The following is a 26,190-nucleotide window of genomic DNA, read 5'->3' on the forward strand; positions in this document are numbered from 1 at the left end:
GGCCGGGAGCGCACGCAGCGTCGGGGTCCGCAGGTATCGTGGGCGCTCGCCCGACCGGAGGAGACCCACGTGGACGACGAGCGCACGGCAGCGACCCCGGACCCGGGAGGCGAACTCGCGAAGGCGGAGGACGCCGACGTCACCGTCGAGGTGGACCGGGTCGCGGTGGACGGTACCTACGTCCGCGTGAGTTCGATCGGGGAGCCGGGGGAGCGGGCGTTCCTGCTCGTCGCCGGCCTCGGCATCGCGGCCACCTACTACGAGCGACTCGCCCCGCACCTCAACGAGAACGGCCCGGTGCACGCACTCGACCTGCCCGGCTTCGCGGGCGTTCCGCGGTTCCGGGGGAAGGTGTCGATCGAGCGGTACGCCGACGCCGTCGAGAAGGTCATCGACGACCTCGGGCTGGTCGACCCGGTCCTGGTCGGCCACTCGATGGGCACCCAGGTCGTGACCGAGGTGGCGGCGCGTCACCCGGAGATCTCGGACCTCGTGCTCATCAGCCCCGTCGTCGACTCGCACGCGCGCACGGTCCGGCAGTCCGCGTTCCGGTTCCTGCGGTCGACGCTGCACGAGCCGTCGGCGGTCCGGTGGCACGGCATCACCGCGTACGCGCTGTGCGGGTGGCACTGGTTCTCGAAGGTGCTGCCCCGGATGATCGCGTTCCCGATCGAGGAACGCGCGGCCCACGTGCAGGCACGCACGCTCATCGTCCGTGGCGAGCACGACGCGATGGTCCCGCGGGACTGGATCCGGCGGCTCGCGCGGGTGTTCCCCTACGCCGTGCTGCGCGAGGTCGTCGACGGCGCCCACTCGGTGATGCACGCCCAGGCCGACGCGGTCGCCCGGCTGGCGGTCGCGCACGTCGACCACCGCCTGCCGGACCGCGGGGTCGGTTCGCTGCAGCGCGTGCGCGACGACTCGACGGCGTCCGACCTGTCACGGCTGAGCCCGAGCGAGGCGTGGATGCTCGTCAAGTCGCGCTTCGTCGAGCTGGTCGGCATGGCGAAGAACGACGACGAGACGCTCGAGGCGGCCAAGTCCGCCCACGCGGTCGCCATGGCCGACGGCGACGACCTGCCGGTCGACCCCGCCGACCGCAAGGCGGTCGTCGACGCGGTCGCGCCGGAAGCCGACACGACCAGCTGACGCCGGGCACTGCACGGGGCGCACGGGAGGCCCGGTGCCGGTTCCGCGAACCGGCACCGGGCCTCCCGTCGGTCGCGTCCACGGCGACCAGCGCGCCGGTCAGGCCGTGATGCGGCCCGGCAGCATGTCGGGCGTCAGCGCGTGGGCCTCGGCGAGGACCTTGCGGGCCTCGTCGGTCTTGTCCCACACGTTCCACAGCAGCACGCCGCGCACCAGGTCGTCGTCATCCAGGTAGTAGACGACGCCGGTGACCGTGGGGTCCTGCCAGTCCTCGACGGTGCGGAGCTTGGTGGAGACCTGCCCCACCGCCTCGTACCCCATGTCGAAGACGTCGGAGTAGAACATCGGCGTGTGGTCGTAGGTCTCGTCGGCGTCCGCGAGGTTCCGGCCGGCTTGCCGACCCTGCTGCTGCGCGTTGTCGACGTGCTCGACCCGTCGGGTCCCGAGGATCCGGTCCGGGTACTCGGCGACGTCACCGGCCGCGAAGACCGAGTCGTCGTCGGTCAGCAGCGTCGACGAGACGACGATGCCGTCGCGCACGGTCAGGCCGGCGTCGGCGGCGAGCTGCGTGGCGGGCTCGATGCCGAGGCCGGCGACGACCGCATCCGCCTCGAGGACGGAACCGTCGTCGAGGGTGAGACGCACACCGTCCGGCGTCTGGGTGCCGGACTCGACCCGGCGGCCGAGTCGCAGGTCGACGCCGGCGTCGACGAAGCGCTGCTGGAAAGCGCGCGCGAGGTCGTCCGGGAACATCCGTCCGCCCACGACCTCGTCCGGGTCGACCAGGGAGACGCGGGCGCCGTTCTGCACGACCCCGGCGGTGATCTCCTGGCCGATGTAGCCGCCGCCCACCACGACCACGTGCGCCCCGGCGTCGGCGAGCTCGCGGAGCTTCCGGTAGTCGTCGGCGCTGCGGTAGTCGAGCACACGGTCCGAGGGTGCAAGACCGGGCAGCCCACGGGGCTTGCCGCCCGTGGCGATGAGCAGACGCTCGTACCCGTGGGTCTGACCGTCGGCCGTGGTCACGGTCTTCGCGGCACGGTCGATCCCCGTCACCGCGGTGCCGAGGACGAAGGACGCCCCCGTCTCCTCGGTGTGCAGGTCGACCTTCTCGTCCCAGCTGAAGTCCGGATCGGTCCACAGCTTCTTCGACAGGGCCGGGCGGGCGTAGGGCCGGTCGACGTCCTCGCTGAGGATGCCGATCGTGCCGTCGGCGTCGAGCTCGCGGACACCGCGGGCGGCGGCGTCGGCGACCATCCCGCCGCCGATGATGAGGTATCGGTAGTCGGTCACGGTGCCTCCCGGGTCAGATCGTGGCGACCGAGCCGGAGTCGACCCGGTAGTTGGAGCCGTTCACGAAGCTCGCGAGGTCGGAGCAGAGGAACGCGATGACGTTCGCGACCTCTTCCGGCTCGCCGCGGCGCTTCAGCTCCATGTAGGGGCGCTCCTCGTCGAGGAAGCTGGTGATCGCGTCGTCGAAGCTCTGGTTCGTCTCCTTGGCGCGCTTGTTCATCATCGCGTCCGTCATGGGCGTGTGGATGAACGCGGGGCTGACGGTGTTCACGAGCACGCCCTCCCGCGCGTAGGTGCGCGACAGGCCCTTCGCGAACGACAGGACCCCGGCCTTCGAGGCGCAGTAGGGCAGTTCGTCGTCGTAGGGCTGCGAGGCGTCCTCGGACACCAGGTACACGATCCGGCCCCAACCGCCCTGCCGCAGGTCGCCGATGAACTCGCGCGTGATGCGGACGGGGCCCATCAGGTCGACGTCGATGGTGTCGGCCCAGCCCTGCTCGTCGATCTCGTGGAACAGTCCCTGGGCGCCGGTGACGCCCGAGGACTGCACGAGGATGTCGATCGCACCCACGGCGTCCCGCACCTTGCCGTGCAGGTCCGCCAGGCTCGCAGCGCTCGTGACGTCGGCCGCGAACGCGTGCAGTTTGCCGAGCGGCGCTTCGAGCTGGTCGGCGCTGTTGTCGAGCTGCGCCTGGTCGATGTCGCTCACGACCACGGTCGCACCCTCCGCCAGGAGGATGCGAGCCGTGTTCCAGCCGATGCCGGAGTCGGCACCGAAGACGAGCGCGGTCTTGCCCTGGATGCCGAGGTCCACTCGGTCCCCTAGGCGTGCGCCGAGGCGTCGGCGACGGCAGGCGTCGTGGCGGAGGCCAGCGGCGTGCTCGGCGCGCGGTTCTCGGCGGAGACCATCCACGCGAGCTGCTCGAGGCGCTCGATGAAGCCGTGGAGCAGGTCCGCGGTCGTCGGATCCTCCTCGTCGACCTCGTCGTGGACGTCGCGCATGGTGCCGGTCGCCTGGTAGAGGCGGAGCGTCACCTGGTCGATGGCGTCGTGGGTCGTGATCTCGCCGTCGGGGAACTGGTCGAGGTGGCTCGACGCCGCGACCGTGCTCGAACGTCCGTCCGGCACGGCGTACAGGGCGCGCATGCGCTCGGCGGTGTCGTCGGCGAACTCGCGTGCGGCGTCGACGATCTCGTCGAGCTGCAGGTGCAGGTCGCGGAAGTTCGTGCCGAGGATGTTCCAGTGGGCCTGCTTGCCCTGGAGGTGCAGGTCGATGAGGTCCACGAGGACCGCCTGGAGGTTCTTGGCCATCTTGTCCGAAGCGTGCATGGTGGTGGCTCCTTTCGCGTCGGTGACCACTCCGGTCTACGCGCCGCGGCCGAGTCCACTCTCAGTGCGCACGGAACCGCGCTGTCCCCCGGGGGTGGCGGCTCAGTGCGCGGGGGCCGGGTCGACCTGGTCGACGGCGCCGCGCATCTGCTCGAGGAACGACGCGACGATGCGGGCCTCGGACGCTGGGAGCCCCTCGGCGATGGACATCATGCGGCGGTGCATGATGCCGAGGGTCGCGCGGACCTCGTCGTCGGTCTCGGTCGTCGGGGTGATCACGAGTGCACGACGGTCGGTGGGGTGCGGATCGCGGCGCACGTGGTTCGACTTCACCAGCCGGTCGATCAGGATCGTGGTCGAGGCCGACGAGATCTTGAGGTAGGCGGCGAGGTCCTTCGGGCTCACGCTGCGGCCCGAGCGCTGCGACTGCAGCAGGAAGCGCACGGCGAGCAGGTCGGTCTCGCCCATGCCCATCGAGTCACGGGTGCGACGGCGCATCGCGGTCTCGGCGGCCCGGTAGCGGCGCAGCGCGTTGAGCACGGCGACCCCGCGCTGGGTCGCGTCGTCGTCGGGGAACCAGTACCCGGACGGCTCGGTGATCTCCTGCGTTGCCATTGGCACAGGCTAGTCCGTCTCGTATGGAGGCTGTCTAGCGACTTCCTGTGGGTGCGGTCGACCGCACGGCCGACCGCACCCTGGTCGACTACGCGGCGGCCTGCTCCGTCGACGCGTCGGCGAGCGCGGTCAGTGCGCCCTGGACGAGCGTGGTGACCTCGGCGTCCTCGCGCGGGTGGGTCTCCGCGAAGCGGACGACCGACTGCGGGATCGCGACCTTGACGTCCTCCAGGACCTTCGCACCGGCGATGCCGGCGACCTTGCGGGCGTCGTCGTGGGCCCACACGCCGCCGTACTGGCCGAACGCCGAACCGATGGCGGCGAGCGGCTTGCCGGACAGCGGCGAGGCGCCGAACGGACGCGATGCCCAGTCGAGGGCGTTCTTCAGCACGGCCGGGATCGTGCCGTTGTACTCGGGGGTGACGAGCAGGACGGCGTCCGCGGCGGCGATCGCGTCACGGAAGGCGACGGCCGCGGCGGGCGGGGTGTCGCCGTCGATGTCCTCGTTGTAGAACGGCAGGTCGACGATGCCGTCGAACGTGGTGACCTCGATGCCCTCCGGCGCGTGGTGGGCCGCGGCCTCGGCGAGCTTGCGGTTGATGGAGTCGGCGCGCAGGCTGCCGACGAGTGCGAGGACGTTCGTCATGGTGATCCTTCTCGTTCTGGACGTTGTACTGGGGCGGAAAGGTGTCAGCGACAACCAATGCTGTCACGTCGTCAGCCATTCCCGATCCGTGCCCGGTGTCCGCTCCGCTGGGTACGGTGGCGACGTGAGCACGCTTCGGACGCCGGCCAGCACGCCCCGCACGACGAACCCGGACTGGTGGCGCGACGCCGTCGTCTACCAGGTCTACCCACGCAGCTTCGCGGACTCGAACGCCGACGGCCTGGGTGACGTCGCGGGCATCACGAGCCGTGTGCCGTACCTGGCGTCCCTCGGCGTCGATGCCCTCTGGCTCTCCCCGTTCTTCCCGTCGCCCCTCGCCGACGGCGGGTACGACGTGGCCGACTACCGGGCGGTCGATCCACGACTCGGTTCGCTCGACGACCTGGACGCCCTGCTCCGGGCCGCGCACGAGCACGACCTCCGGGTGATCGTGGACATCGTGCCGAACCACACCTCGGACGAGCACGAGTGGTTCCGGGCGGCACTCGCCTCCGCGCCGGGGTCGGCGGAACGGGCGCGGTACGTGTTCCGCGACGGGAGCGGTCCCTCCGGAGCGCTGCCGCCGAGCGACTGGGTGTCGAACTTCGGCGGGAGCGCCTGGACGAGGGTCCCCGACGGCCAGTGGTACCTGCACCTCTTCGCGCCCGAGCAACCCGACCTGGACTGGTCGAACCCCGAGGTCCGCGCCGACTTCGAGGACACGCTGCGCTTCTGGTCGGACCGCGGGGTCGACGGGTTCCGGGTCGACGTCGCACACGGCCTGGCGAAGGACCTGTCGACGCCGTACCGCGCATCGAACGAGCACGCGCTGCCGCTCGACGGTTCCGACCCGCTGTACGACCGCGACGAGGTGCACGAGGTCTTCGCGTCCTGGCGCACCGTGCTCGACGAGTACGACCCGCCCCGGGCCGCGGTCGCCGAGGCCTGGGCGCCCGCACCGCGACGCGTCCTGTACGCCCGTCCCACCGAACTCGGACAGGCGTTCAACTTCGACCTGCTCGAGGCGCCGTTCGAGGCACCCGCCTTCCGGAGCATCATCGAGCGGAACCTGGCGGCGTCCGAGCAGTCCGGCGCCTCGAGCACCTGGGTGCTGTCGAACCACGACGTCGTGCGGCACGCCAGCCGCTACGGCCTGCCGGACGGCACCGACACCGATGCGTGGCTGCTGACGGACGGGACCACGCCGGAGCTCGACCGGGAGCGGGGACTGCGCCGAGCCCGCGCCGCGACCCTGCTGATGCTCGCCCTCCCCGGGTCGTCGTACGTCTACCAGGGTGAGGAGCTCGGCCTGCACGAAGCCGCCGCCATCCCGCGTGACCGACTGCAGGACCCGAAGTGGCTGCGCTCCGGACACACCGTGAAGGGCCGGGACGGGTGCCGTGTGCCGATCCCGTGGACGACCTCCGGGCCGTCGTTCGGCTTCGGCGACGTCGCGCCGCTGCTGCCGCAGCCCGCCGACTTCGGAGCGTCGTCGGTCGAGGCGGAGGACGGCGACCCATCGTCGACCCTGACCCTGTACCGCGCAGCGCTCGCGGCCCGGCGACGGTTGCAGCGGGGCGAGGAGCTCACCTGGCTGGAGTCCGGCGACGGCGTCGTGGCCTTCGCCCGGCACGACGGGTGGCGGTCGGTCACGAACCTCGGGTCGACACCGGTGCCGATGCCGTCGGGGGAGGTCGTGGTCGCGTCCGGTCCGCTCGGTGACGCGGCGGGTGTCCTGCCGAGCGTCCTGCCGGGCGAGACGACGGTGTGGCTGGCCTGAGCAGTCCGGCTCCGGTGGTCCTTCCTCCACAGCCAGGAGGCCCGGGGCGGCGTTCCACAGATCGGCTCCGGTCCGCCGTCCGGTGACGTCCGGATCGCGACGATCGGGGCATGACAGAACCCACTGCTCCAGCACCCGTCCCACGTCCGTCCCGGCCGCGGGTGGCCCGCCGCCTCGCAGCGGCGTGCACCGCACTGACCGCGCTCGCCGTCCTCGCGGCCCCGACGATCCTGCCCGCGGGGTCGAGCGCGGCGGCACTCGACTTCCCGTACGTCAACCAGTTCTCCAGCGCGTCCGGCGGAGCCCTGCACGGTGACGCCACCGTCGCCGGCGGACGGCTGCGCCTGACCGAGGACGTCCGCAACCAGGCCGGTGCCTGGTCGACGAACGACACCTTCCCCTCCGACACCGGACTCGAGATCGAGTTCACCTACGCGATGCACACCGCGAAGGACGACCCCGGGGCCGACGGCCTGCTCCTGTACCTCGCCGACGGCGCGGCTGCGCAGGGCGTGGGGTCGTTCGGCGCCGGGCTCGGGTACGCCTGCCGCAAGGAGTCCACCGAGGGCGGTGGGCGACTGTGCGACCTGCCCGGTGTCCCCGGTGGGTTCGCCGGGATCGCGATCGACCACTACGGCAACTTCTCGTCGCGCATCAACGCGTCCGGGCCGGGAGCCCAGCCGGACCACGTCGTCGTGCGCGGGTCCGGCAACGGGATCGAGGGCTACCGGTACGTCGCCGGAGCTCCCGCTCCCGGCGGCACGGTGACGAACGGATCGACGCCGCGGAGGGTCCGCATCACGCTGCTGCCGGGCGACGCCGGCGAACTCTCGATGACCGTCCGGCTGCAGGTGGGCTCGACGATGCGCGCCGTGCTCGACTCCGTCTCCCTGCACGGGGACGACCAGACGCCGCTGCCGAGCACCCTCCGCCTCGGATTCGCCGGCGCGACGGGCAGTCACGTGGACAACCACGAGGTCGACGCCCTCAGGGTGTGGAAGCCCGCCGACCTGTCCGTCGAGCACGACCTGCCCGCCACCGCGGTCGCCGGGGCACCCGTCCGCTACACCGTCACGGCGCGGAACCCCGGTCCGAACGCCGCCGACCCCAGCCCACTGCAGGTGGACGTCCCCGACGGCATCCAGGACGCCACGTGGACCTGCGAACCGGCGTCGGGCTCCGGTTGCGCCACCGCATCCGGGCAGGGCGACGTGGCGACCGACCTGGACCTGCCCCGCGGCGGGTCCGCGGTGGTGACGATCGAGGGACGGATCGCGGACGGGGTCGAGGGGCCGCTCGAGAGCGTCGCGACCATCGCGCCACCGACGTCGCTGTCCGACACGGACGAGTCCGACAACACCTCGCGAGCGAGCACCACGGTCGCCGCGGCCGCCGACGTCGAGACGGACAAGACGGTGTCGCCGTCCACCGTCGCGCCCGGTGACGAGGTCGAGTACACCGTGACCGCACGGAACCGTGGCCCCTCGGTCGCCCAGCAGGTCGGAGCGGTGGACGACCTGCCCGCGGCGATGCGGTTCGTCGGGTCCGACGACGGCTGCACCGCCGAGGGGCAGCGGGTGACCTGCCGGTCCGAGGTCGCACTCGCGGTGGGGGAGACCCACGACTTCCGGCTCCGTGCCGTGCTCGATCCGGACTACCAGGGGGACGGGTCCGACGTGGTGAACGTGGCCACGGCGACCTCCCCGACGGACCCGGACGGCGGCGACCCGTCGACGGAGGTCGCGATCGTCGTGGAGCAGGAGGACGAGGGCCCGGTACCGAGCCCGTCCCCGTCTCCGGCTCCCGGTCCGGACGACGTCGAGGCGTCGGTGCCGGATGCGCCCGACGATGACGCCGGTGACGACGGCGACCGGGACGCCCGCGGACCCGCTCCCGACGCCGGGCCGCGGGCCGTGCAGGGTGCCCTCGCCTACACCGGCGTCGAGGACCTCGGGCTGCTCGCCGCGCTCGCCGGGGTGGTCGTCGCGGCCGGGTCGACCTGCTGGTGGCTCGCTCGTCGGCGCGCACGGCGGTCGGCGGTGTCGGACGACCAGCGGCGGGCCTGACGCGGCGGTGGGGTGGCGTCGCTCGGCCGACGCCGCCCCGACCGGGCATTCGAGCATCCTCAGTGCTGCCGGACCCACGGCGGTCGGTCGGCTCTCACCGCGGCGGTAGGATCGATCTCACGATCCGCATGCCTGAAAGAGGTCCCGTGTCCGACACCGTGGACGACGCCACCACCGTGAACGAGGCGACCCAACGCGCGCGGTACTGGCCGATCCCGATCCTCCGGGCCGTCCCCGCCGCGGTCGTCGCGCTCGTCATCACCTTCTCGACGAACCACGCCGCCGGCTACGGCCTCCTGCTGTTCGCCGGCTTCGCGCTGGTCGAGGGTCTCGTGCTCCTGTGGGCCGGCGTCGCGCGTCTCCCGCTGGACGGACGGTCACGCCGCACGACGCTGCTGCAGGCGGTCATCACCCTGCTCGCCGCGGTGGCGGGCTTCGCCGGCAACGGCCTCGGGCTGCCGGCGTTCATCTCGATCATCGTGGCCTTCGCCGTGCTGACCGGGGCGCTCGAGCTGGCACAGGGGCTGCGTGCCCGTCGACGTTCCCCCTTCGCGCGCGACTGGACCACGATCGGTGCGCTCACCCTGCTGCTCGCCATCGCGTTCCTCGTCACCCCGCCGGACTACTCGCAGCAGCTCGGTGGCGTGGAACAGGTCACCGGCACCCTCGACGCCTCGATCGTCCTGGTCGGCCTGCTCGGCGCCTACCTCGCCATCACGGCGGTCTTCCACGTGATCGCCGGCCTCTCGCACAAGTGGGGCACGGCCACGCCGGCCGTCGCCCCGGACGGAGCACCACACGCATGACCACCCCCAGCCGTCGTGACCGTCTGCGCCCGGTCGAGCTCCTCGGGATCTCCGCGATCATCGCGGTGTTCACCGGGCTCGTCGTGCTGTTCTCGACGCGGGAACTGCAGCTGGCCGTGATCTTCCTCGGCGTCGCGTTCATCGTGGTGGTCGTCGTGCTCGCGATGCTCCAGCTCGCTTCGACGAGCGACCAGGACGACAACGACATGCTCGGCGGGCACAAGGCGCCCGGCGAGGGCGAGGGCGACGACTTCCACTGATCCACGGCGGGCGCCGTCACGCGGATCGCTGTCCGGACACGCCCGAGATCCCGTTTCCGCCACGGTCCTGTCAGGATCGCGCGTCCCGCCGACACCTCTGAGTGAAGGAGGTGGGATGTGGACGTGACGACCGGCACCGACACGGACGAAGGACTCGTCCGTGCGATCGCGCAGGGGGACACCGGTGCGCTCGCACGGGTGTTCGACCGCTACGCGGCCACGCTCACCCGGTACGCCTGGGCACTCGTCGACGACCGGTCGGACGTCGAGGAGATCGTGCAGGACTCGTTCCTGACCCTCTGGCAGCGCGCGGCGACGCTCGAACTCCCCGCGGACACCGTGCTGCCGTGGCTGCTCGTCGTCTGCCGCAACCACGCGTTCAACACCGGCCGCAAGCAGGCCCGGCGGCGGGCGGACGAGCTGCCCGAGCACCTCGCCGCACCGACCGACCAGGACGAAGCGCGGGAGCTCCTGCGGTGGGTGCGTGACGAGATCGCCGCACTCCCCGAGACCGACCGTCGTATCTGCGAGCTCTGCCTGCTCGAGGGCTACTCCTACGCCGAGGCCGCCGAGATGCTCGGCCTCAGCGTCGGGGCGGTCACGCAGCGGGTCTCCCGCAGCCGGCGCCGACTCAAGAAGGTGGTGACGCACGATGAACACTGAACCTCCCGAGGGAGACGACCTGCAGCGCATGCTCGTCTCGATGAAGCAGAACGTCCTCGAGCGCGCCACCCCGCGGGCGAGGCGGGGTCGTGGCCGATCCGGCATCGTCATCGGTGTCGTCGCGCTCCTGGCCGTGGGCACCGCGACCGGAGCCGTCGCCCTGACGCTCTCGCAGCAGGACACTCCGGTCGCTGCGCCCACCCAGACGCATGCGCCCGAGCCGTCACCCACCGCGACGACCCCGTCCTCCGCGCCGATCACCGGCGCACCGACCCCGACGTCCACCCCGAGCGCCCCGGTGGCCGTGGCGACGATCCCGACGGACTGTCGCGCGCTCGTCTCGGCAGAGGACTACCGCCGGTTCTTCGGCGACAGTCCGTTGACGCAGGCCGACCCGCCGTCGGGAACCGATCGGGTCCCCGACGGCCAGGACCCGGCAGGCGTCGAGTCGAAGGTCTCCTGCACGTGGCGTGATCCGCGCGCGGACGTCTCGGGGATCGAGGTCCGGGCCGGGACCGCCACCGAGGCCGCCATCCAGCAGGAGATCGACGAGTTCCCGGCGCACGACGGCGGGGGGACGTGCACCGAACGCGACGGCGGGACGTTCTGCCAGTCCCGCGGGATCGTGGAGCCCTACGGCGCGGAGAAGGCGTACACGTACTTCGCCCGAGGGGACACCTGGATCACCATCGAGCAGACCAACGTCCCGACCGACGGGCTCCTGCCCGCGCTCATCGCGACGATCTGGGGGGACTGACGGCCTGGAGGGACGCGGCGGACCCGCGCCGTGCCTCCAGTCCGTCGGTGGGTCTCACCCGCCGGCGCCGCGTCACACGACGCGCGCAGCGACGAGGTCGCGCGCCAGCGTGCGCACCGCGCGGTTCGGCTCCGGACTCGTGCGGATCGCCAGGCCGATGCGGAGCGGTTCGACCGGGTCCTCGAGTTCCAGGACCGCTCCGTCGTGCCGCACCCCGGAGTCCGGCACGACCCCGACGCCCAGCCCCGCCGAGGCGAACCGGATCACCGCGGGCATGTCGTTCATCTCGGCGACGATCCGCCGACGGATCCCGAGTCGTTCGAGTGCGCCGTCCAGGATGATCCGGTTTCCGAACCCGTGCGCGGTGTCGACGAACGGTTCGTCCGCGAGTTCGGCGAGCGACACCGAGTGCCGCCCGGCCAGCGGGTGGTCCGACGCCGTGAAGACCCGGAACGGCATCTCACGCAGCGGTTCGACCACCACCCCGGCGGGCACCGTCGGCAGGCCCGTGTACGCGAGGTCGAGCCGCCCGGCGACGAGGTCCTGCACGAGCCCGGTCGTCCCGGACGGCGAGGTCATGAGCTCCACGGTGACGAGCGGGTGCCGCCGCCGGAACCGCTGCAGCACGCCGGTCAGGTCGACGATGTCCATGCTCGTGAAGATGCCCAGTCGCACCCGTCCGCGCAGGTCGGCGTCGTCCACGGTCGCCAGGTCACGCATCCGGTCGAGCGACTCCAGCACGGCGCGGGCGTGGGGGAGCAGGTCCTCGCCGGCGGTCGTCAGCACGAGGTGCCGCCCGGCGCGGTCGAACAGCCGGACGCCGAACGTCCGCTCGAGCGACGCGATCCCCGCCGACACAGTGGACTGCGCCGCCCAGAGCCGCTCGGCCGCACGGGTCACACTGCCCTCGGCGGCGACGGTCACGAACTGTTCGAGCAGGCGGGTCTCCATGCACTCATCATCGATCCGATCGATTGCTGACATCAAGAGCATCCGTTGGACTCGATGGTCCAGCCGCGCGATCATCGGAGCATGTCAACCGTGACCGACACCCCGACGGGCGCTCTCCCCGCCACCGACACCGCCACCGCTCCCGCGAGCGAGCGTGTCCCGGCCCCGCGCGGCCGTCGCGCGCACACCCGTCGGCGCCACGGCTTCGGCTTCTGGGCCGTCGCCTTCGCGTTCCTGTCGGTGATGGCCTTCGCGACCGTCCCCGCACCGCTGTACGTCATCTACCAGGCACGCGACGGCTTCCCGACGTTCACCACCACGATCATCTTCGCCGCGTACGGCGTCGGGGTCGTCGGGTCCCTCTACCTGGCAGGACACCTCAGCGACGTGCACGGGCGGAAGCCGCTCATCCTGGTGTCGATCGCGCTCGAACTCGTCGCCGCCGTGCTGTTCCTGGTCTGGAACGACGTCACCGGCCTGATCGTCGCGCGTCTCGTGACCGGTCTCGGCGTCGGCACGCTCACCGCCACGGCGACCGCCCACCTCGGGGAGCTGCGGGTCCGTGCGACCGGTTCGTCCGACTCGGCGAAGGGCGCGAGCGTGGCAGCGGGCGCCGTCAACCTCGGCGGGCTGTCGCTCGGCGCCCTCGTCGGTGGTGCACTGGCCGAGTTCGTCGGAGCGCCGCTCATGGTGCCGTACGTCGTGTTCGTCGTCGCCCTGGCCGTGGCCTTCGTGCTCGTCCTCGTCGTCCCGGAGACCGTCGCCCGGCCCGAGACCCGCGTGGCCTACCACCCGCAGCGCATGCAGGCGCCGGAGGGCAAGGCCGCGGCGTTCTGGGCGTCCGGTGCCGCGGCGTTCGCGGCCCTCGCGGTCCAGGGGCTCTTCACCTCGGTCGCCCCGACGTTCCTCGGCACCACGTTCCACGTCACCGACCGACTGGCGGCCGGTGCGACGACCTTCGGGGTGTTCGCCGCGAGCGCCGTGTCGCAGATCGTCTTCGCCCGTCTGTCGCAGCGCGCGCAGATCCGGCTCGGCATGGTGCTCCTCGTCGGCGGCTTGGCGGTGCTGGCGGTCGCCGCGGTCCTGCTGCAGGTCGCCGGGTTCATCGGCGGTGGCGTGGTGGCGGGCGCCGGGGTCGGGCTGCTCTTCCGGGCCAGCATCGCGAGTGCCGGAGCCCTGGTCGGACCCGAGCGTCGGGGCGGGGTGCTCGCAGCGACCTTCCTCATCGCCTACGCCGGGCTGACGGTGCCGGTCGTGGCCGTCGGGGCGGCGCTCCTGGTGATCCCGACGCTGCCCGTCCTGATCGGGTACGTGGTGCTCGTCGCCGTCCTGGCCGTCATCGCCGGCACCCGACTGGCCGCGCGCGCCTGACGCGGGGCGGGCCTCCCGTCCGACCGTCCTGTCCCCGGAACCTGGTTCCGGACACCGCACCACGCGATCGCGCGGTGTCGTGTCCGGAACCAGGTTCCGTCGTCCTCGACGCACTCCCGGCATACTGGGCGCGTGCCCCAGAACCACAACCGTCCCGTCATCACGGGGATCGCGGCCGTGGTGGCTGCCGGTCTCCTCGCCGGCGGGCTGTTCCTGACGGCGCGGCAGGGTGCGGACGACCCGACCATCGGCGCCGGATCGAGCTCCGGGATGCCGACCGACGCTGCGACCGCCTCCGGTGACGGCACCGTCACGATCACCCGCACCGGGCCGGACCTCCCTGGTGACGCCGCCCTCGCACGGTGCGACTCCACGACCCAGGCGGCCGTCGCCCAGTACGACACCGCGGCGCTCGGCCGGGTCACCCTGCAGTGCGGCACGTCGGCGCAGGGCTACGAGCACATCCGGCAGCGGCACACCGCCGACTGGCAGGGGGTCGTCGCGGGCCACGGCTCGCGCGACTGGGACGACGCGATGCTCACGGCGGTGCAGACGGCGCTGGTCTCGTCGCGCGACGGGTTCCCGGTCGACGCCGGCGACGGGAAGGTCTGCTACGCGGCGCCGGTGCGGTTCGACGACGGCTCGCGCCCCGACGAGGACCCGTTCGTGAAGGTCATCGTCTCGGCCACCACCGACCGCGTCATCACGGCGTACCCGACGCGCACCGACGACTGCTGACGCGGGCGCGGGCGGGCATCGATCCCGAACGACATGCTCGATGTCGTACGACGTCGAGCATGTCGCAACCGTGCGTCGGCAATCGCCCGCGCGTGCAACGAACGACGAAGTCGATGTCGTACGACGTCGACGATGTCGTTCCACGTCGACAAGCAGAACGGCCGCGCCGCGACCCTACGCGTGCACCTCGTGCTCGTGCCGCCGGTGCGACGCGGGCTCCAGCTGGAAGGTCGAGTGCTCCACGGGGACGTCGAAGTGCTCCGCCACGCACTGCTGCAGCTCGTCGAGGATCCGCGGAGCGTGCGCCGTCGAGAAGCACTCGTCGTCCACCACCACGTGGGCGGTCAGGTTCGGGACCCCTGTCGCCACCAGGGTCGCGTGCAGGTCGTGCACCGCGATGACGTGCTCGAGCTCGAGGATGTGGCCCCGCACGTCGTCGAGGTCCAGCCCCGGCGGCGTGGACTCGAGCAGCACGTTCGCGGTCTCGCGCAACAGCCGGATCGCCCGCGGCAGGATGAGCAGGCCGATGAGGATGGCGGCGACCGAGTCGGCACGCTCCCACCCGGTCAGCATGAGGACGACCGCGGCGGCGATGACGGCGACCGAGCCGAGGGTGTCGTTGAGGACCTCGAGCCGGGCGGCGCGCGAGGTGAAGCCCTCGCCCGAGGCCCGCAGCAGCACGCCGTAGGCCACCAGGTTGCCGACGAGTCCGATGATCCCGAACACGAGCAGCGGCCCCGAGTGGATCTCGGCGGGGACGAACAGCCGCTGGACCGCCGAGATGATCACGAAGACGCCGACCGCGAGCAGGATCGCCGCCTGGGCCGTGGCACCGAGCACCTCGGCACGTTGGAAGCCCCACGTGCGCTGCGTCGTCGGACTGCGGCGGGCGAGCCGCGTCGCGACGAGTCCGATCCCGAGCCCACCGGTGTCGACGACCATGTGCCCGGCATCGACCAGCAGCGCGAGGGAGCCCGTGACGACGGCACCGACGACCTCGGCCAGCAGGATCGTCGCCGAGATGCAGAACGCGATGAGCAGTGCGCGCTCGGACGCGTGCCCGACGCCGTGCCCGTGGTCGTGTCCCATGTCCGACATCGTAGGGATCCGCACCGACGACATGCCAGGATCGGCACGTGACCCGGTCGCCCTACGAGCTGTCCACACCGTCCGAGGTGCTGGCCCGGTTGCACCCGCGGCTGTCGACGTACTTCGGAGCGATCCCGCCCGGTCACGTCGGCCGCGGTGAAGGGGTGTTCGACGTCGTCGGCACGCCTCGCCGGTGGCTCTGGCCGCTGCTCGCCTGGTTCGCCCGCGACTCCGTCATGTTCCCGGTCTGGGAACGGGACGTCCCGTTCACGATCGAGAACCGGCCGGCTCGCGTCCGTCGTGGACCCGGGAACGGTCTGGAGGCCCGCCCCGCGGTCCGCGCGCACCGCACCTTCCGGTTCCGCTCCGGCAGCCGCACGATGGTGGACGCCATCACCGCCGAACCGGACGGCCTGGTCGACCACCTCGGTCGCCACGGGCGCGTCAGCGCCCGGCTCCGGGCGGAGGTCGACGCGCACGGGCCGGACGCGGGCGCCCTGCGCCTGGTCTCCACGCGCGTGACGTTCCGCGCGCTGGGACGCGAGGTGACCGGGCTCGCAGGCTCGCCCGGCGCGGCCCGCGCAACGCTGGCGCGTTGCCGTTGAGCGGCCCGCGCCCGGCCCGCATCGCACCGCGTGTGACGCTGAAGGAACGATTCGATGACGAAGCCGACCTCCAGCGCGTGTCCCTGGTGCTCACGGCGCCGGTGCTCGGCACGCTGTACCGGTACGAGGGGGCGTTCCGGTACGAGATCGCGCCGGACACAGGACGGGGATGAGATGAGCGACCAGAAGGGCCGCGTCGTGATCGCGGGAGCGAGCGGGTTCGTGGGGCAGTACCTGCGGGAGGCCTTCACCGAGGAGGGCTACCAGGTCGTCACGGTCGGCCGGACCGGCGATGCGGTGTGGGGCAACACCCTGCGCATCCGCGAGCTCGTCGACGGTGCCGCCATGGTCGTGAACATGGCAGGCAAGAGCGTCAACTGCCGCTACGGACGACGCAACCGCGCCGAGATCATGCGCTCCCGGGTGGACACCACGCTCGAGCTCGCCGAGGCCATCCGCACCGCCGAGCACCCGCCGCCGCTGTGGCTGAACGCCTCGACCGCGACGATCTACCGGCACGCCGACGACCGACCGCAGGACGAACTGACCGGCGAGCTCGGCGAGGGGTTCTCGGTCTCGGTGGCGCGCGCGTGGGAGGACGCCTTCTTCGGCGCCGACCTGCCGTCGACCCGTCGGGTGGCACTCCGGATGGCGATCGTCTTCGGTGACGGCAGCGCCCTCGTGCCGCTCATCCGGCTGGCGCAGACGGGGCTCGGCGGCCCGCAGTACGACGGCCCGTGGGTGCCGACGCGTTCCCGGCTGCGGGCGGGCACCTACCACCACCACCGGCCGACCCACGGCCGGCAGCGGTTCAGCTGGGTGCACATCGCCGACGTCCTCGGCTCGATCCGGTTCGTCCGCGACCACCCGGAGATCGAGGGTCCGGTGAACGTGTCGAGCCCGAACCCGTCCGACAACCGGACCGTGATGGCGACGATCCGCGACGCCGTGGGCCGCCGGTTCGGACTGCCGACGCCGCGGTGGATGCTCGAGGTCGGGTCCTTCGCGATCCGCACCGAGACCGAACTGGTGCTCAAGAGCCGGTGGGTGGTGCCGACGCGGTTGACCCAGGCGGGTTACGAGTTCCGCTACCCGCACCTGCGCGGTGCGCTCGCCGGGATCATCGCGGAGCGTCGCCAGCACCGGGGCTGAGCACCGGCACCGGGACTCCGTCGATCGGCGTCGGCACGGGGACCGCGGAAGGCGACGAGTGCGACGGACCCGACGAGTGCGACGGACCCGACGCGCGTGCCGGTCGCGACGACCACAGCACCGCTCCGACCACGACGGCGCCGGCGAGCACCTCCACCAGGTCGGGCACCTCGCCGAAGGCTGCCCACGACGCCAGCACGCCGACGACCGGCACGAGCATCGAGAACGGCGCGACGGTGCTCGACGGGTAGGTCGCCATCAGTCGCGACCAGATGCCGTAGCCGACCAGGGTCGCGACCAGCACGATGTAGAGCAGGCCGAGGTCGGCTGGCAGTGCCTCGGCGGTGAAGGCCGTGCCGAGTGCGGCGCCGATGCGGTCCGGCCCCTCGACCACGAAGGACAGCACGGCCATCGGGATCGGCGGCACGACCGACCACCAGAGCGTCAGGTGCAGCGGGTTCGCGGCTCCTGCTCGTCGGGTCGCCACGTTGCCGATCGCCCACCCGAGCGCGCCGCAGAGCGCCAGCACCACCGGCAGCAGCGCCGCCGTCTGCGACCGGTGCAGGGCGATCAAGCCGAGGGCGGCGACCGCGATCGTCACGCCGACGACCTGGCGTCCGGTGAGCCGTTCGCGCAGGAACACGCCGGCGAGCACCACGGTGAACGGTGCCGAGGCCTGCAGCACGAGCGACGCGAGCCCGGACGGCATCCCCGACGCCATGCTCAGGTACAGGAACGAGAACTGCAGCACCCCGAGCCCGAACCCGACGAGCAGCAGCCGCCCGAACGGGATCCTCGGCCGCGGCACGAACAGCAGCGTCGGGACCGCCAGGATCGTGAACCGCAGGGCCGCCAGCAGGAACGGCGGGAAGTGCTCGAGCGCGAGCGCGGTCGCGGGGAAGTTGAGGCCCCAGACGACGGCGACGACCAGGGCGAGGAGGCGGTCACGAGTGGTCATGCTCCGATCGTGACGGCTCCGAACGTGTAGGACCAGCGAATTGTTCGCAACCGACGTTGTAGCCTCCCTGCATGGTCGACTTCGACGTGCAGCTGCTCGCCGTCCTCCGCGAACTCGCCGAGCGTGGCAGCGTCACGGCGGTCGCCGAGGCCACCCACCGGACGCCCAGCGCGGTGTCGCAGCAGTTGCAGACGCTGCAGCGGCAGGTGGGCGTCCCGCTCGTCGAGCGGGTGGGTCGCGGCGTCCGGCTCACCGCCCACGGCGAGGTGCTCGCCGGCCTGTCCACCGGCGTCGCCACGGCGATCGCCCGGGTCGACGCCGCCTGGCAGGAGCACCTGGGCGGGGCGACGGGACGCGTCGACCTCGCGATCTTCCCGTCGGCGGCCGAACTGCTGCTGCCCGGGGTCCTCACCCGGATGCGCGCGCACCCCGGCATCGAGCTGACGCTGGTCGACGTGGACGTCAGCGAGGGTGAGTTCGCACCCCTCGCCGCCGACCACGACATCGCCGTCGGGCACCGGTCCGACGGCGTGCGGCCAGCGGACCAGGGATCGGTGGAGACCGTGCCGCTCCTGCGCGAACCGCTCGACGTCGCGGTGCCGCCGGGGCACCGGCTCGCCGGTCGCGAGCGGGTCGGGATCGACGAGGTCGTCGGCGAGACCTGGATCGGCGTGCCCGAGGGCTACCCGATCGACCGGGTCCTGCAGGCGATGGCGGCGGCGTCGGACGCCCCACCGAGCGTCGCCTTCCGGACGATCCACCTGCCCGTCATCGAGAACCTGGTCGCCGCAGGCCACGGCGTCGCACTCGTGCCGCGGTACACCTCGGGCACCCGGGCGTCCGGCCGGTTCCACCTGGCCGAGCTGGCCGACGTGCGCGCGGGGCGCCGGATCGAGGCGCTGGTCCGCCCCGACCGTGCGGTCCGCCCCGTGGTGCGCACCGTCCTGGAGGCACTGGTCGCCGAGGCCCTGGACGTCACCACCTGAGACGGTCGCGCCCACTGCCGGGCGCACACCGCGCCTCCCGTCCGGACGTGGGCCGCGGCAGACCCGTTCCGTGCGCGGAAACGCGCTCAGCGCACCTGGAACGGGGTGCCGAGCGGCAGGAGCTCGGCCAACGCGGTGATGTCGGCGTTGTGCATGCGGATGCACCCGTGCGAGGCGGCGGTCCCGATGCTCGAGGTGTCGTCGGTGCCGTGCAGGCCGATCTGGCCCGGGCCGCCGCCGAACGAGTTGAGGACGTCCGAGAATGCCGTCGTGCCGTACGCGTACGGGCCGTAGCCGCTGTTCGTCGGGGCGAGCAGCTCGGTCAGGGCGAACCGGCCGGTCGGTGACGGGGTACCACCGGTGCCGGTGGCCACCGGGTAGCTGTCGACGACCTTGCCGTCCTTGTACAGGTGCGTGTTGTCCGCGCGGGTGACCACGATGGCGTACGGGTCCTCGGAGAGGGTGACCGCGCTCGTCGGGACCCATCCGGTGCTGCCGTTCGGGCGCTGTGCGAGCTGCACCTGCGCCCAGCCGTCCTGCTGGTCGACCACACGGAAGACGAGTGGTGCGCCGGACTGCTGCGGGTTCGACAGGGTGGTCGTGGCGGCACCGCCGGGCGTCCGGCTGACCGGCACTGAGTCGCCGCGGACGGCCGCGACGGTGGTGCTCACGGGCGCGTCGACCGCGTCGGTCGGGCCCGCGGAGCGCGTCGGGCCCGGTGTCGCCGTGGGGGTCGGGGTCGCGCTCGCGGCGACGGACCGTGTCGGGGTCGGCGTGGGCGCCGCCGACAGCGGGCCGAGGGCGACGAACGCCACCGCCCCGGCGCAGACGACGGCCACGGCGGCGGCGATCAGTGTCGCGCGCCGCCGTGGCTCGGTCGGGAGGATCGGCAAGATCAGCCCGTGAAGGTCGCCGTTCCGGGCACCGGCACGGCGACCGGCGCCGTGGCCGCGTCGGCCGTCACGGTGAGCGTCGTGGTGGCCGTCTGCCCCGACGACAGGCCGACGAGACCGAGCACGTAGGTGCCGGCCGAGTCGACGAGGTCAGCGGGCAGGACGATGGTCCCGGAGACGTTGCCGTCGGCGTCGGCACGGAACTGGACGCCGGGGATCGCGACGGCGTCGGCTGCGTCGCCGACCGCAGCGGTGACGACCTCGTTCGGGGCGAAGCCCGAACCCTGCACGCGGACACCGGTGGTGGTGGCCTCGGTCAGCGTGGCGGAGGTGGTGAGCAGACGTGCCGCCGCGGTGGGCTGCGGCGTGAAGTACGTCGTGGTGTCGTCGATGCGCAGGGCCGAGATCGAACCGCTGGCGTCGGCGGCGAGGGCCTGGGCGTCGGACTCGAGCGGCGAGGCGAGGCTCTTCAGCTCGCCACCGACGGAGACCGGGGCGGTCGGCTCCGTGGGCTCGTCGGTCGGGGCCGTCGTCGGCTCGTCCGTCGGCGCCGTGGTCGGCTCGTCGGTCGGCTCGTCGGTCGGCGCGACCGTGGGCTCGTCCGTCGGGGCGGGCGTCTCGGTCGGGGCGGGCGTCTCGGTCGGCTCGTCGGTGGCGGGCGGTGCGGGGACCTCGGCGGTGATGTCGATACCGACGTAGACGACGTAGCCGACGACCTCGGCGTCCGCTGCCTTCAGGTCGCTGGCGAGCTTCGAGGTCGACTCGACCTCACCGGTGGCAGGGTCGATCCACCGGGTGAGGCCGTCGCTGACACCGTCGCTGTTGCCGGCGTCGGTGGCGAAGACGACGGTCTGCGCGCTGGTGTCGCCGCCCTCCTGGATCGCGAGGCCGAAGCTCGTCGCCCCGGTCGTGGTGGTGCTGAGGCCGGAGGCGAGCGCCCCGACCTCGCCGCCGGGCACCGGCTTCGTCAGGCCGCGGACCAGGCCGACGGCCTCGCCCTCGGAGACGGACAGCCCGTCCTCGTCCAGCGTGGCGAAGTCGGTGATCTTCCCGCCCGCGGTCGGGTCGGACAGCGCCGCCCAGTACCACTTGTCGTTCAGCGGGACGGTGCCTTCGGGAGCCGCCGTGAAGTCGGAGGACGAGTCGGTCCAGGTCACGATCGCCGATGCGGCGGTGGTCGTCTGGTTCGCGGTGGAGACGGTGGGGACGAGCGCAGCGGTGACGCCGAGCACGGTGGCGCCGACGGCGGCCGCGGTGATGCGGGAACGAAGCACGGTGTGGAGATCCATCCGGTCAGAGGGCAGGGATCGTCCTCTGTGACGCCCCCGGTGCTGAGACGATGCTCAGCACCACGAACCTACCGACTTCATGAGGATTCCGCACCCCTTTGCGGCACAGTGTTCACATCGCGCAGGTGAACAGCGTCAGACGTCGAGGTGGTCGACCAGCTCGTCCGCCAGACCCGTGTACGTCGCCGGCGTCAGGTTCGTCAGGCGGGCCTTCGCGCCGTCCGAGATGTCCAGGCCGTTCACGAAGACGATGAGGTCCTGCTGGGTCACGCGCTTGCCGCGGGTGAGGTCCTTGAGCATCGCGTAGGGGTCCTCGATGTTCGACTGCCCGGCGGTGACCTCGGCGCGGATGACCGTCTGGATGGCCTCGGCGAGGACCTCCCAGTTGTGGTCGAGGTCGTCGGCGAGCTTGGCCTCGTTCACCGCGATCTCGCCCAGGCCCCGGCGCAGGTTGTCGAGCGCGAGCAGCGAGTGCCCGAACGCGACGCCGATGTTCCGCTGCGTGGTCGAGTCGGTCAGGTCGCGCTGCAGACGGCTCGTCACCAGGGTCTCGGACAGCGTGGAGAACAGCGCCGACGAGATCTCGAGGTTCGCCTCGGCGTTCTCGAACTTGATCGGGTTGATCTTGTGCGGCATCGTCGACGACCCCGTGGCACCGGCGACCGGGATCTGCGTGAAGTACCCCATCGAGATGTAGGTCCACACGTCGGTCGCCAGGTTGTGCAGGATGCGGTTGGCGTGCCGGACCCGGTCGTACAGCTCGGCCTGCCAGTCGTGCGACTCGATCTGCGTGGTGAGCGGGTTCCAGGTCAGCCCGAGGCCCTCGACGAACTCGTGGGACAGCGTGGGCCAGTCGGCCTCGGGGTCGGCGGCGAGGTGGGCCGAGAAGGTGCCGGTCGCACCGGAGAACTTGCCGAGGTACTCGCCGCCCTCGATCTGGGCCAGGACGCGCTCGAGCCGGTAGACGACGACCGCGAGCTCCTTGCCGAGCGTCGAGGGGGTCGCCGGCTGCCCGTGCGTGTGGGAGAGCATCGGGACGGCGCGCAGCTCGACGGCGAGCGTCCGCAGCTTCTCGAGCACGGCACGGAACGCCGGCAGCCAGACCTGGTCGACGGTGTCCCGCACGGTCAGGGCGTAGGACAGGTTGTTGACGTCCTCGCTCGTGGCGGCGAAGTGCGTGAGCTCCGCGATCGAGTCGAGCCCGAGCTCCGACAGCCGTCGGCGGACGAAGTACTCGACGGCCTTGACGTCGTGGCGCGTGGTGGCCTCGATCTCGGCGAGTTCGGCGATCTGGTCGTGCCCGAAGGTCTCCGCGATGCGCCGGAGCGCGGCCTTGTCGTCGACGCTGAGCGGCGAGGTGGTGAACATCGCGTGGTCGGTCAGGAAGACCAGCCACTCGACCTCGACCACGATGCGTGCGCGGTTGAGCCCGGCCTCGGAGAGGTGCTCGCCCACCGTGTGCACGATCGGGTAGTAGCGCCCGTCGAGCGGGCTGATCGGCTGCGGGGGAAGGGGGGTCATGGGGCTCCCTGACGGACGGCCGGCTCGAGCTGGTGGAAGAGCGCCCGGCAGGCCCGTTCGACGGTCGAGAGCACTCGGTCGAACTCGTGCCGGTCCGCGTAGTACGGGTCCGGCACGTCGGTCTGCTGGGGCCAGGCGTCGTCGTACCGCAGCAGGAGCGTCACCTTGGCGGAGTCGTCCATGGTCGGGGCCCACGATCGCAGGACGCGTTCGTGGGAGCGGTCGAGTGCGACCACCAGATCGAGGTCCGGGAACCGGTCCGGGTCGAACTGACGGGCGCGATGCCTGCTGCCATCGTATCCGCGCGCCGCGAGGGCGGCGATCGTGCGCTCGTCGGCCGGTTCGCCGACGTGCCAGTCGCCGGTGCCGGCGGACTCGACCTGGAAGCGGTCGGCGAGCCCGGCGTCCGCGGCGATCTGCGCGAAGACGACGCCCGCCATGGGGGACCGGCAGATGTTGCCACTGCAGACGAACGAGACGCGGAACGGGGCGTCGACGTCCGGGGCCATGGTCACATCATGGCCCAGGGAGGTGTCCTCCGCGAGGTCCGTCCGCGTCACGCCCGCTGGCGGTTCAGCACCGGACGGACGAACAGCCCGATCAGCCAGGCGAAGACGGCGAGCACGAAGGCGCCCACGATGCCCCAGCCGAAGGACTCGACCTCGAGCCCGAAGCGGAACGCGTCCGAGATGCCCGCAACGATGAGCAGCAGGATCGCGTTCACGATGAAGGAGATGAGCCCGAGGGTCAGGATGTAGATCGGGAACGCGACGATCCGGATCAGCGTGCCGATCACGGCGTTGACGAGCCCGAACACGAAGGCCACGAGCAGGTAGGTGAGCACGGTGGCCGTGGTCCCACCGTCGCCGAACGCGGTGACGGAGACGCCGCTGACGATGAGCGTGGTGAGCCAGAGGGCCACGGCGTTGACGACGAGGCGGACGAGGAATCGCATGCACCCATGATGCCCTCCGACACCCGCGCACGGGCCGGTAACCTGATCCGGTGACTGACGAGCGTGTGCACATCCGGCCGGAGATCGCTGTGCTCCCCGCCTACAAGCAGGGACGCCAGGCCGCCGACGACGCCTTCAAGCTGTCGAGCAACGAGAACCCGTTCCCGCCCCTCCCCGGCGTCGTCCAGGCCGTGCAGGCGCAGACCGCGTTCAACCGCTACCCCGACGCCACCGCCCTCGCCGTCCGCGCCGCGCTCGCGAACCGCTTCGGGCTGACCGCCGACGAGGTGCACGTCGCCCCCGGCAGCGTCGCGATCCTGCACGAGCTCGCCCGCGCGACCTCCGGCCCGGGTGACGAGATCGTCTACGCCTGGCGGTCCTTCGAGGCCTACCCCGGCGTCGTCACCGTCGCGGGGGCCACGAGCGTGCAGGTGCCGAACCGGCCGGACGGCGGCCACGACCTCGACGCGATGGCCGCCGCCGTCACCGAGCGCACCCGCATGGTGATCGTCTGCACCCCGAACAACCCGACCGGCCCGATCGTGACCGAGTCCGAGTTCGCGTCCTTCATGGCCGCGGTGCCGCAGTCCGTCCTGGTCGTGCTCGACGAGGCATACGCCGAGTTCGCCACCGACGAGACCGCCGTGCACGGGCACCCGCTCCTCGCGCAGTACCCGAACCTGGTCGTCCTCCGGACCTTCTCGAAGGCGTACGGTCTCGCGGGTCTGCGCGTCGGCTACGCCCTCGGCCCGGTGTACGTGCTCGACGCGGTCCGTGCGTGCGCGATCCCCCTCTCCGTCACGGCCCAGGGCCAGGCGGCCGCACTGGCCAGCCTGGAACGCGAGGACGAACTGCTCGAGCGGGTGTCCGAGATCGCCACGCTCCGCGACCACATCGTCACCGAGCTCCGCGAGCAGGGGTGGGCCGTGCCGGACGCCCAGGGCAACTTCGTCTGGCTGCCCTCGGGGGACGGCACGGTCGCCGCGGCCGCCGCCTTCGAGGACGCCGGCATCATCGTGCGGCCCTTCCCGCCGGAGGGCCTCCGCATCTCGATCGGCGAGCACGAGGCTGTGGAAACGCTCCTCGAAACGGCCCGCTCGCTTGTGGGGGACCTCCAGGTGGCCGACTGATGGCTGCCGCTACGCTGGCCCGCATGTCATTCCGCGCCGCGGCTCCCGCGACGACCACCGTCCGGCTCCTCGACCCCGAGGGTCGGTTCGTGGAGACCGACGAGAACGCCGAGTTCGCCGCCGCCGCGCGGGCGATCCCCGACGAGACCCTGCTGGCGATGCACCGCCGCATGGTCCTCACCCGACGGTTCGACCACGCCGGCCACAACCTGCAGCGCACCGGCCAGCTCGGCCTCTGGGTGCCGAGCCACGGGCAGGAAGCCGCACAGACCGGCTCCGCCTTCGCCCTGCGCGCCCAGGACCACGTCTTCCCCTCGTACCGCGAGCACGCCGTCACGATGCAGCGCGGCGTCGAGCCGATGGAGATCATCGCGATGTACCGCGGGCAGACCCACGGCGGGTGGGACCCGGACCAGCGCGGCAACACGCACATCTCCACCCTGGTGATCGGCTCGCAGACCCTGCACGCCACGGGCTACGCGCTCGGTCAGAAGCTCGACGGCGACGTCGGCACGGGCGACCCCGACCGCGACGCCTGCTCCATCGTCTACTTCGGCGACGGCGCGACGAGCCAGGGCGACGTGAACGAGGCGTACGTGTTCTCGGCGTCGACCAAGGCGCCCGTGGTCTTCTTCCTGCAGAACAACCACTGGGCGATCTCGGTGCCGGTGTCGGTGCAGTCCCCGACGCCGCTCGTCGACCGCCCGCGCGGCTTCGGGATCCCGAGCGTGCTCATCGACGGCAACGACATCCTCGCCTCGTACACGGCCTCGGTCGTCGCCACGGACCACGCCCGCAGCGGTCAGGGCCCCGCGTTCATCGAGGCGGACACCTACCGCATCGGCGCGCACACCAGCTCGGACGACCCGAGCCGGTACCGCGCCGACGGCGAGCTCGAGGACTGGGTCCGCCGCGACCCGATCGTCCGCTCCGAGGCGTACCTGCGCTCGAAGGGTGCCACCGACGCACAGTTCGCCGCGTTCGACGAAGAGGGCGAGGACATCGCCGCCGACGTCCGCCGCCGCACCGTGGCACTCACCCCGCCGTCCGTCGACGTCATGTTCGACAACGTCTACCGCGAGCCGCACCCGCTGGTCGCCGAGCAGAAGGCCTGGCTCGAACAGTACGAGGCCGGCTTCGAAGGGGGCGCCCACGCATGAGCACCACCGAGCAGCTCTTCGACTACAC

At 72.0% G+C, this 26,190-nt stretch carries 28 protein-coding genes; 15 read left to right on the forward strand and 13 right to left on the reverse strand.

Translation table 11 applies throughout. The features are described 5' to 3' along the window. The first annotated feature begins 69 nt into the window (after nucleotides 1–69). Nucleotides 70–1,149, forward strand: coding sequence for an alpha/beta fold hydrolase (locus ACGH48_RS01795; protein WP_185021245.1), 1,080 nt, complete (start codon nucleotides 70–72; stop codon nucleotides 1,147–1,149). A 99-nt stretch (nucleotides 1,150–1,248) separates the two neighbouring features. On the opposite strand, the gene ACGH48_RS01800 is transcribed toward ACGH48_RS01795, so the two are convergent. The 5 genes from ACGH48_RS01800 to ACGH48_RS01820 form a co-directional block, all read right to left on the reverse strand. Further along, on the reverse strand, nucleotides 1,249–2,442 hold the full coding sequence (locus ACGH48_RS01800; protein ID WP_396289975.1) for an NAD(P)/FAD-dependent oxidoreductase: 1,194 nt from the start codon (nucleotides 2,440–2,442) through the stop codon (nucleotides 1,249–1,251). A 13-nt stretch (nucleotides 2,443–2,455) separates the two neighbouring features. Continuing rightward, nucleotides 2,456–3,256 (reverse strand): SDR family oxidoreductase, encoded by an 801-nt coding sequence (locus tag ACGH48_RS01805; RefSeq protein ID WP_340195969.1) that lies wholly within the window; start codon nucleotides 3,254–3,256, stop codon nucleotides 2,456–2,458. An 8-nt stretch (nucleotides 3,257–3,264) separates the two neighbouring features. After that, nucleotides 3,265–3,771, reverse strand: a complete 507-nt coding sequence (locus tag ACGH48_RS01810; protein ID WP_111086918.1) for a Dps family protein — start codon at nucleotides 3,769–3,771, stop codon at nucleotides 3,265–3,267. A 102-nt stretch (nucleotides 3,772–3,873) separates the two neighbouring features. Next, nucleotides 3,874–4,386 (reverse strand): MarR family winged helix-turn-helix transcriptional regulator, encoded by a 513-nt coding sequence (locus ACGH48_RS01815; protein WP_340195968.1) that lies wholly within the window; start codon nucleotides 4,384–4,386, stop codon nucleotides 3,874–3,876. An 88-nt stretch (nucleotides 4,387–4,474) separates the two neighbouring features. Then, nucleotides 4,475–5,032, reverse strand: a complete 558-nt coding sequence (locus tag ACGH48_RS01820; protein WP_123310704.1) for an NADPH-dependent FMN reductase — start codon at nucleotides 5,030–5,032, stop codon at nucleotides 4,475–4,477. A 124-nt stretch (nucleotides 5,033–5,156) separates the two neighbouring features. Here ACGH48_RS01820 and ACGH48_RS01825 point away from each other — a divergent pair, with 124 nt between their 5' ends. The 6 genes from ACGH48_RS01825 (at nucleotide 5,157) to ACGH48_RS01850 (ending at nucleotide 11,364) form a co-directional block, all read left to right on the forward strand. Next, complete coding sequence (locus ACGH48_RS01825) at nucleotides 5,157–6,812, forward strand: glycoside hydrolase family 13 protein (RefSeq protein ID WP_396289976.1); 1,656 nt, start codon at nucleotides 5,157–5,159, stop codon at nucleotides 6,810–6,812. Between the two features lie 110 nt (nucleotides 6,813–6,922). Then, on the forward strand, nucleotides 6,923–8,878 hold the full coding sequence (locus ACGH48_RS01830) for a hypothetical protein (protein ID WP_396289977.1): 1,956 nt from the start codon (nucleotides 6,923–6,925) through the stop codon (nucleotides 8,876–8,878). Nucleotides 8,879–9,024: 146 nt separating this feature from the next. Then, nucleotides 9,025–9,684, forward strand: a complete 660-nt coding sequence (locus ACGH48_RS01835; RefSeq protein ID WP_396289978.1) for a DUF308 domain-containing protein — start codon at nucleotides 9,025–9,027, stop codon at nucleotides 9,682–9,684. Next, nucleotides 9,681–9,944: a hypothetical protein gene (locus tag ACGH48_RS01840; protein ID WP_123310696.1), complete on the forward strand. Its 264-nt coding sequence runs from the start codon at nucleotides 9,681–9,683 to the stop codon at nucleotides 9,942–9,944. Before ACGH48_RS01835 ends, ACGH48_RS01840 begins: the two co-directional genes overlap by 4 nt. A 123-nt stretch (nucleotides 9,945–10,067) precedes the next feature. After that, nucleotides 10,068–10,607 carry an RNA polymerase sigma factor gene (locus tag ACGH48_RS01845; RefSeq protein WP_340195964.1) on the forward strand — a complete coding sequence of 180 codons (540 nt, stop codon included), beginning with the start codon at nucleotides 10,068–10,070 and terminating at the stop codon, nucleotides 10,605–10,607. Then, a complete protein-coding gene (locus ACGH48_RS01850) occupies nucleotides 10,597–11,364 on the forward strand; it encodes a hypothetical protein (RefSeq protein ID WP_396289979.1) in 768 nt (255 codons plus the stop codon). The genes ACGH48_RS01845 and ACGH48_RS01850 overlap by 11 nt, the downstream gene beginning before the upstream one ends. A 72-nt stretch (nucleotides 11,365–11,436) precedes the next feature. Here the strand turns inward: ACGH48_RS01850 and ACGH48_RS01855 are convergent, their stop codons facing one another. After that, nucleotides 11,437–12,315: a LysR family transcriptional regulator gene (locus tag ACGH48_RS01855; RefSeq protein WP_396289980.1), complete on the reverse strand. Its 879-nt coding sequence runs from the start codon at nucleotides 12,313–12,315 to the stop codon at nucleotides 11,437–11,439. A gap of 81 nt (nucleotides 12,316–12,396) precedes the next feature. Here ACGH48_RS01855 and ACGH48_RS01860 point away from each other — a divergent pair, with 81 nt between their 5' ends. Together ACGH48_RS01860 and ACGH48_RS01865 are read left to right on the forward strand one after the other, a co-directional pair. Next, nucleotides 12,397–13,686, forward strand: coding sequence for an MFS transporter (locus ACGH48_RS01860; protein ID WP_396289981.1), 1,290 nt, complete (start codon nucleotides 12,397–12,399; stop codon nucleotides 13,684–13,686). A gap of 132 nt (nucleotides 13,687–13,818) precedes the next feature. After that, nucleotides 13,819–14,424: a hypothetical protein gene (locus ACGH48_RS01865; protein WP_396289982.1), complete on the forward strand. Its 606-nt coding sequence runs from the start codon at nucleotides 13,819–13,821 to the stop codon at nucleotides 14,422–14,424. A gap of 174 nt (nucleotides 14,425–14,598) precedes the next feature. On the opposite strand, the gene ACGH48_RS01870 is transcribed toward ACGH48_RS01865, so the two are convergent. Further along, nucleotides 14,599–15,513: a cation diffusion facilitator family transporter gene (locus ACGH48_RS01870; protein ID WP_123310688.1), complete on the reverse strand. Its 915-nt coding sequence runs from the start codon at nucleotides 15,511–15,513 to the stop codon at nucleotides 14,599–14,601. Between the two features lie 47 nt (nucleotides 15,514–15,560). Here ACGH48_RS01870 and ACGH48_RS01875 point away from each other — a divergent pair, with 47 nt between their 5' ends. Genes ACGH48_RS01875 through ACGH48_RS01885 form a run of 3 tightly spaced genes read left to right on the forward strand, consistent with a single transcriptional unit; the run spans nucleotide 15,561 to nucleotide 17,270 of the window. After that, nucleotides 15,561–16,118 carry a DUF4166 domain-containing protein gene (locus ACGH48_RS01875; protein WP_396289983.1) on the forward strand — a complete coding sequence of 186 codons (558 nt, stop codon included), beginning with the start codon at nucleotides 15,561–15,563 and terminating at the stop codon, nucleotides 16,116–16,118. Then, nucleotides 16,109–16,291: a DUF4166 domain-containing protein gene (locus ACGH48_RS01880; protein WP_396289984.1), complete on the forward strand. Its 183-nt coding sequence runs from the start codon at nucleotides 16,109–16,111 to the stop codon at nucleotides 16,289–16,291. The genes ACGH48_RS01875 and ACGH48_RS01880 overlap by 10 nt, the downstream gene beginning before the upstream one ends. 1 nt (nucleotide 16,292) lies before the next feature. Then, on the forward strand, nucleotides 16,293–17,270 hold the full coding sequence (locus tag ACGH48_RS01885) for an epimerase (protein ID WP_396289985.1): 978 nt from the start codon (nucleotides 16,293–16,295) through the stop codon (nucleotides 17,268–17,270). On the opposite strand, the gene ACGH48_RS01890 is transcribed toward ACGH48_RS01885, so the two are convergent. Continuing rightward, the gene (locus ACGH48_RS01890; protein ID WP_396289986.1) at nucleotides 17,239–18,228 is read right to left on the reverse strand and encodes an EamA family transporter; all 990 of its coding nucleotides are present in this window, start codon (nucleotides 18,226–18,228) and stop codon (nucleotides 17,239–17,241) included. The two genes, ACGH48_RS01885 and ACGH48_RS01890, sit on opposite strands and share 32 nt — an antisense overlap. Before the next feature lie 71 nt (nucleotides 18,229–18,299). Here ACGH48_RS01890 and ACGH48_RS01895 point away from each other — a divergent pair, with 71 nt between their 5' ends. After that, complete coding sequence (locus ACGH48_RS01895) at nucleotides 18,300–19,214, forward strand: LysR family transcriptional regulator (protein WP_123310680.1); 915 nt, start codon at nucleotides 18,300–18,302, stop codon at nucleotides 19,212–19,214. Nucleotides 19,215–19,300: 86 nt separating this feature from the next. Here ACGH48_RS01895 and ACGH48_RS01900 read toward each other — a convergent pair whose 3' ends face one another. The 5 genes from ACGH48_RS01900 to ACGH48_RS01920 form a co-directional block, all read right to left on the reverse strand. Then, a complete protein-coding gene (locus tag ACGH48_RS01900; RefSeq protein ID WP_396289988.1) occupies nucleotides 19,301–20,107 on the reverse strand; it encodes a L,D-transpeptidase family protein in 807 nt (268 codons plus the stop codon). Between the two features lie 2 nt (nucleotides 20,108–20,109). Further along, nucleotides 20,110–21,381, reverse strand: coding sequence for a hypothetical protein (locus ACGH48_RS01905; protein WP_396289989.1), 1,272 nt, complete (start codon nucleotides 21,379–21,381; stop codon nucleotides 20,110–20,112). Nucleotides 21,382–21,531: 150 nt separating this feature from the next. After that, nucleotides 21,532–22,917, reverse strand: a complete 1,386-nt coding sequence (gene purB / locus ACGH48_RS01910) for an adenylosuccinate lyase (protein WP_396289990.1) — start codon at nucleotides 22,915–22,917, stop codon at nucleotides 21,532–21,534. Then, nucleotides 22,914–23,426, reverse strand: a complete 513-nt coding sequence (locus ACGH48_RS01915) for a low molecular weight protein-tyrosine-phosphatase (RefSeq protein ID WP_123312163.1) — start codon at nucleotides 23,424–23,426, stop codon at nucleotides 22,914–22,916. The genes purB and ACGH48_RS01915 overlap by 4 nt, the downstream gene beginning before the upstream one ends. A 47-nt stretch (nucleotides 23,427–23,473) precedes the next feature. Beyond that, nucleotides 23,474–23,872 (reverse strand): phage holin family protein, encoded by a 399-nt coding sequence (locus tag ACGH48_RS01920; RefSeq protein WP_396289991.1) that lies wholly within the window; start codon nucleotides 23,870–23,872, stop codon nucleotides 23,474–23,476. A 50-nt stretch (nucleotides 23,873–23,922) separates the two neighbouring features. On the opposite strand from ACGH48_RS01920, the gene ACGH48_RS01925 reads away from it, so the two are divergent. Beyond that, nucleotides 23,923–25,002, forward strand: a complete 1,080-nt coding sequence (locus ACGH48_RS01925) for a histidinol-phosphate transaminase (protein ID WP_396289992.1) — start codon at nucleotides 23,923–23,925, stop codon at nucleotides 25,000–25,002. A gap of 23 nt (nucleotides 25,003–25,025) precedes the next feature. Then, a complete protein-coding gene (locus tag ACGH48_RS01930) occupies nucleotides 25,026–26,162 on the forward strand; it encodes a thiamine pyrophosphate-dependent dehydrogenase E1 component subunit alpha (protein WP_123310666.1) in 1,137 nt (378 codons plus the stop codon). The last annotated feature ends 28 nt before the right edge of the window (nucleotides 26,163–26,190 follow it).

This window comes from Curtobacterium pomorum (assembly GCF_044497295.1).
Taxonomy (GTDB): domain Bacteria; phylum Actinomycetota; class Actinomycetes; order Actinomycetales; family Microbacteriaceae; genus Curtobacterium.